Raw genomic sequence first — 7,003 nt, 5'->3', positions numbered from 1 at the left:
TTATCATTTTATTATTTAAAGCACAAACTTTTTTAAGTTTAGTTTTATCTTTAACATTCTCTTTATAATCCCATGTATATGCAATAGCATAACATTCTTTATTTTTAAAAATAATTGTATCTATAATTATTGGATATTTTAAAAGTTTATCATCTAAAGATAAATTAACTTTATTTAAAGCTAATTTTAGATTATCTTTATTTATTCCTTTCATAGCAGCATTTTTTAAAAACCATTCTTCATATTCCTTAATATCCATGTTAGTATCTTTAAAATTTGCAAAAGTTTCATCATTAAAAGTTAATCCATTTAACTCTTTATTATTAATATTTTTTTTATTGTTTCTAAATTGTTTATATGTATCCCTAAATTTTACTTCTATAGGTTTTTTATCATCTTCAATTACCTCTATAGGATTATTAACTACTTCTATTCGTTCTGTAGGTCCACTCATTTCATCACAACCTGCTAAAAGAAGCAAAAGAAATAAAAAAATTAAATTTAATTTTTTTATTTTCATATAAATTCCTCCAATAATTTAATTATCCATATTAATTCCAATATATATAATATATCCCTTATTTTATTTTATATGTAATAAATTTTTATGCTTGAAATTAATTTTAATTAATGATTTTATATAGTTACTAAATATTATTCTAATTTATTCAAAATATTCCATATTGTTAAATGTGCAACCCTTGAATATAATCTTTATTCATATTAAAATATATTTATGTTTTTTTCTAAGGTTATTATACCCAATGAAATTCAAGGAGGAACCTAAATTGTATAAATTTATTGAGATTAACCCATCAGAGGTTGATATTTTTAATTCAACTAATGATAAAGGTCATATATTTCAAACATCTTATTGGGCTGAATTAAAAAAAGATTGGAATTCAAAATTTATTGCTGGTTATGATTCAGATGATAATATAGTTATAACAGCAACTATACTTCTAAGAAAAGCTCCCTATTTAAATAAATATATGGGTTATATTCCTAGAGGTTTTACTTGTAATTACAATAATAAAGAATTATTAATAGAGTTTACTGAATTTTTAAGAGATTTTGCTAAAAGAAATAATATTTGCTTTATAACAGTAGACCCTGATATACACTTAAATGAAAATGAAAAACTTTTAATTGAAGGAGAAGAAATAAAAAACTTCCTTAGAAGCTTAGGTTTTAAAAATACAGATAGTAAAAACTTTGAAGCTATCCAACCAAACTTTGTTTTTAGATTACCTCTTCCAACAACAGACGATAAAAAAACTATTAAGCAACAGATATTTAAAAAATTCTCTAATAAAACAAGATATAATATAAAAGTAGCAGAAGAAAGAGGATTATCTGTAGAAGTTTATGATAAAGAATCTATTAATGATGATATTTTACAAAAATTTCACGAAATCATGGTTACTACAGGTAAAAGAGATAACTTCTTAGTTAGACATAAAGAATATTTTAAAGACATGATAGATTATCTATATCCTTACTGTAGATTATATATGGTTAAATATAGCTATACTAGAGATTTTAATAGATTGTCTGAAAAATTAACTAAACAAGAAGAAACTAAGGCTAAAGCTTTAGCTAAACTATCCAATTTACAAACTAAACTTGAAGCTGAAGCTGATGAAGATAAAAAATCTAGAATTGAAAAGAAAATTCATGATCAACAAAATAGAATAAAAGAAGCTGAAAGACAAATTACAGGCTTTAATGAAAAAATAAAAGATATAGAACCTTATAAAGATAAAGAAATTTATTTATCAGGCTCAATATATCTTTATTATGGTAATAAAGCATGGTATTTATATGGAGCTTCTGAAAATATTTTAAGAGATACAATGCCTAACTTCGCAATGCAATGGTCTATGATTTTAGATAGTATCGAATTAGGTATGGATACTTATGACTTTAGAGGAGTATCCGGTGATTTAAGTCCTGAAAATCCACTATATGGACTTTATAAATTTAAAAAAGGTTTTAATGGAAACTTTGTAGAATTTATAGGTGAATTTGATCTTGTTATGGACAACTTTATTTATACACTATACAAAAAAGCATTTCCAAAATTTAAAAAAATTAGAAATTCTATAATGAATAAAAAACAATAATTATTTTAAATGGACACTATAAATTACATATTATTTATAGTGTCCTTAAATTAGATAATCCTATTTATTTTTTAATGTTCTTATATTTTTTGCAACTGGTCTAGAAACTTCTCCTGTTTCACTTACTCCAACAACTTTAAAGCCATACAAAGTATTTGATTTTAATTCACTAGCTGTATAACTTAATTCCTCACTATCATTTACATTAGCAATTTTTAATCCATCTTTATAAATTATATATTCTGTTGGCTTTGGTCCTTTCTCTGGTTTACTCCATGTTAATTTTATACTATCTGAAGTAATTTCATTAGCTTTTAAGTTCGTTATTTTATTTGGTGAACCTACTGGAGTTTTTTCTTTAATAAATTTAGCATCAGCCCAAGTACCATGATCATAATTTATTTTTCCATCATATGAGTCTACTAACAAAGTTAACTCTTTAACTCCTGTTAAATCCACAGATACTTTTTTAGCATTATGTGTACTGTACACCCTTCCACTATTAAATACTTCTTTTTCATCAGCTAAAACTCTAAACTGAACAAACGAGCCATAACCTACACACTCTCTATCAATTCCTACATAAGCTTCAAAAGTCTTAAATCCTTTATTTTCTATATCTATTACTATTTCAGAATCTGCTACAGTCGCTATTCCTTTTTCAAATTTAGTTATTTTTCCATCAACTTTTAGTGTTATTTCATTATCAACTACAGATTTATCTCTTCCTATTTCATACATTCCTGATATTGATTTTTTAAATTCTAAGTCCGAAGCATAAACTTTATTATGAGTATTAAAGTTTATCGTATAAGTCTTATTGAATAATCCCCCTAAATTTCCATCGGTGCAAATAACATTTATTATGGCTTTACCTGGTAATGTTTCAGATTGTATTACTTCAATATTAACATTTTCATTGTCAGATACCACTTCAACAGTTGGTGGTGTATTTAAAGACCCTTCTAATACTTCTACTGTATAATCTGTTATATTTTCATTAAAATATTTTATACTTTCACCATTTACTTTAATATCATTAATTAAATTCATCTCTAAATTCCTTTTACTTATATCCATAGGAGAATCTTTTTTTGAAATTCCCTTTAACTTAAAAGTATAGTTGTATGCATTTTTTCCATCTATCATATATTGTGAATGAGGTGTTGCTCCCCAGCTATTATCTCCACCAACGCCCATTTGCTTATAATTAAGTCTTAATACTACATTTTCTAATTTTTCTAAATCTTTAGGATGACGAATACTTTCTGTTGGAAGATCATTTGGCCAATCTGTAGAAGTTAAACCTTCTGGAGTATAATGAAGAGTATTAAATTCCATTGTTTCTGATGATGAAGCCATCAAACCTACTCCATCTTCATTAGTTAATGTAACCCATCTAACATCTGTTCTATTTCCTGTTTCAGATGGTTGCATATATGGTACAAAGAAATCCTCTACATCTTTATTATAAACTCCTATATCATATGCAGTTTTTCTATCTACATAATTTTCTTCTGGGCCTCTACCATACCAAGTTACTTCATCAAATTCTTTAGGCAATTGCATCATCATACCTATTTCTGGTATAGCTGGTAATTCGTCAGGTGTTATTAAAGTATTACTTATGGATACCTCTCCATTTCCATAAATAATATAATCAAGCTTTAAAGTTGAAGCTTTTTCTGTTGGTACATCTAAAATTAATTCAACTTTTATAGCCTTATCATCTACATTTACAATATTGATATCCTCTACTAATGAATTTTTTCCTGCATATCTCCAAGTAGCAAGTTCTTCATTAGAAGTATAACCTCTGTCATTATCATTTGGAGCTCTCCAATAATTTGGTTTTAATGGTTCTGTTATTAATTCTTTCTTACTTCCATTATTATCAAAAGTATAAGATTCTAATGCACCAGTTTCTTTGTTAATAGAAACTTCAAAATCTTCTCCTAATACTGAAATATTTTTATTATTTTCATTTAATTGCACATTACCAATTGAATTAATATCTAAATCAAGAGCGTTTGAATTTTCAAAAGGTAATTTAAATTGCTGTTTAGCAACAACATGTCCTTTTTCAGCCCATGAAGTATTTTCTTTTAATTTAAAACTAATATTTAACCAATACTCTATTCCTGGAATAAGCTCTGGTCTTTGAAGTGGAATAGTTATTTCTTTATTAGATAATGGTTCTAAGTCTACATTTAAAATTCCATCTTGTATTATTTCATTATCAGCTCTAAGTTCCCAAGTAAGTTCATATTTATTTAAATTCGTAAATAAATATTGATTTTCAATATTTATTTTTCCATTTATTATATCAACATCTTTTATTTTTATTTCTTGATAAACCTTTTTAACTTCCTCTAATTCTGGCTGAACTGTTCTATCAGGGAATACAAGACCATTAGCACAAAAATTTCCATCAGTAAATTCTTCATCTCCCCAATCTCCACCATAACTAAAGAATTTTTCTCCAGTTTTTGGATCCGTCATTTCCAGAGATTGATCTACCCAATCCCAAATATAACCACCTTGCATAATTTCATATTTATTTATAGTATCCCAATAGTCTTGAAGATTTCCTATACTATTTCCCATCCCATGTGCATACTCGCATTGAATATATGGTTTAGTATTATTAGGATTTTCTCCATAAGCAACCATTTCTTCTATAGATCTGTACATTCTACTATATACATCTGGAATTTCTCTGTCTGCTTCATAATGAATTGGTCTAGTTGGATCTTTTTCCTTAATCCAATCAGCTGCATGCTTAAAGTTCTCCCCTGTATCAGATTCATTACCTAAAGACCACATAATTACAGAACTTTCATTTTTAGATCTTTCAACCATACCTTGTTGCCTATCAATCATAGCAGCTTTCCAAACAGGATTACTACTTAAAATATCTTCATAATCATCTCTATAAATTAATCCATGAGTTTCTAAATTGGCCTCATCTAAAACATAAAGTCCATATTCATTACATAAATCATACCATCTAGGGTCATTAGGATAATGTGATGATCTTGCTGAATTAACATTGCTTTTCTTCATTAATTCTATATCCTTAATCATGGTTTCAACATCCATAGTTCTAGCAGTATCAGGCTTAAATTCATGTCTATTTACACCTTTAATAAGTATTGGCTTTCCATTAATTTCAAATTGACTTCCCTCTATTTTAACTTCTCTAAACCCTATTTTATTGCTTATTGTTTCAATAACATTTCCCTCATTATCCTCTAATGCTATTACTAAAGTATATAAATTAGGATCTTCTGCTGACCATTTTTTAGGATTATCAATTTTAGTTGTTAAATTTATTATCTTTTCCTCTCTATCTTCACTTAAACTAATAGTATCTTCTACTTCTTTGACTAATTGTTTTGTATCATCAAATAAAATTGCCTTTACTTTAAACTCACTAGTATTTTCTATTCCATAATCAGCCAAATTAACTTCTATATTTAAATCAGAATTTATATAATTTTCATCTAAATCTGTTACTACAGTATAATCTCTTAAGTGTGCCTTTGGAGTAGAGTATAAGAATACATCTCTAAAAATTCCACTTAATTTGATCATATCTTGAGCTTCTAACCAACTACCATCACTCCATCTATGAACTTTAACTGAAATCTCATTTTCACCTGGCTTTAAATATTTACTTATATTAAAATCATGTCCTACAAATGTATCCTCACTATATCCAACATACTCTCCATTTATATAAACATAATATGCAGATTCAACCCCTTGAAAAGATACAAAAGTTTCTCTACCATCCCAATTTTCTGGTATAGTAAAAGTAGTTTTATAATATCCAATTGGATTATATTCCTCTGGAGTATATGGTGGCTCTGGTAGATTCTTTTGATATTCCCACGGATAAGCTGTATCATTATATCTAGGTTGATCATAGCCATGTAATTGCCAACTAGATGGCACTGGTATTGTATCCCAATTGCTTGTATCAAAATCTGTTTCATAAAAATTTTCTATGTCCTCTGCTGGAGTATTTACTATATTGAACTTCCAATCTCCATTTAAACTTAAGAAATTACTTGAATTTTTATAATCAACATAATTTGGATTATTTAATGCTTCCTCAACAGTATTAAACGGCATCAACGTAGAATGCATCTTTTCTCTATTATCTTCAAACTTTTCAGGATTTCCTGACCAAAAAGGATTATTTTCATAAGTTTTACTATTCTGAAGTTTTTTAATATTAATATTAGCTAATACATCTTTGTTTACATTATTAAAAATTAAACAACCAGTAAAAGTAGCTGTAATTATTTTAGCAATAGTTCTCTTACTTAACATAAAATTTTCTCTCCCTTCAAATCTTTTCTTCATAATTTTACCATTTTATACTTTTTATGTAAACCTTTTAATATTAATTTTATTTTATTAAAAGATAAATAACTTTATTATCAAAGCCGATTTTAGTTTTTTTATTATTTATTATTACATATAATTTTATAAGTTTAATTTTATAAGGAGATTCATATATGAAATTTTTTGGTGAATATAAATTTACTAAAGGTGATATTTTAATGCTAATAATTTTAATAGTATTATTAGCATTGGCCTGTTTAGGAGTTTTTTCTTTATAATTTAAAAATCGAAAAATTTTCATACTAAATAAAATAACCTCTATTAAATATAATAGAGGTTATTTTATTTATACTATTTCTTTACTTTTTTCAATTTTTATTGTTATATTTTATTGCACTAGTGTTTAATAATTAAAAAATATTACCATTGACTTTTTTAAAAATACAAATATATTTCTAGTGATATTGATTATATATCTACTAGGAATATATTTCCTTTAAAAAAGTGTGCAACAACCCCTT

Annotated in this window: 3 protein-coding genes; 1 reads left to right on the top strand and 2 read right to left on the bottom strand. The window is 26.2% G+C overall.

Translation table 11 applies throughout. The features are described from left to right. Window positions 1-520: hypothetical protein (locus tag GBZ86_RS10845; RefSeq protein WP_152890571.1), on the bottom strand; the 520-nt coding region annotated here is incomplete at its 3' end. Between the two features lie 268 nt (window positions 521-788). On the opposite strand from GBZ86_RS10845, the gene GBZ86_RS10840 reads away from it, so the two are divergent. After that, window positions 789-2,126: a lipid II:glycine glycyltransferase FemX gene (locus tag GBZ86_RS10840; protein WP_152890569.1), complete on the top strand. Its 1,338-nt coding sequence runs from the start codon at window positions 789-791 to the stop codon at window positions 2,124-2,126. Window positions 2,127-2,186: 60 nt separating this feature from the next. On the opposite strand, the gene lacZ is transcribed toward GBZ86_RS10840, so the two are convergent. Further along, window positions 2,187-6,467: a beta-galactosidase, LacZ type gene (lacZ, locus tag GBZ86_RS10835; protein ID WP_152890567.1), complete on the bottom strand. Its 4,281-nt coding sequence runs from the start codon at window positions 6,465-6,467 to the stop codon at window positions 2,187-2,189. Window positions 6,468-7,003 lie beyond the last annotated feature (536 nt).

This window comes from Clostridium tarantellae (assembly GCF_009295725.1).
Classification (GTDB): domain Bacteria; phylum Bacillota; class Clostridia; order Clostridiales; family Clostridiaceae; genus Sarcina; species Sarcina tarantellae.
Note: the sequence above shows the minus strand (reverse complement) of the source record. Positions and strands in the feature narration are given on the sequence as shown.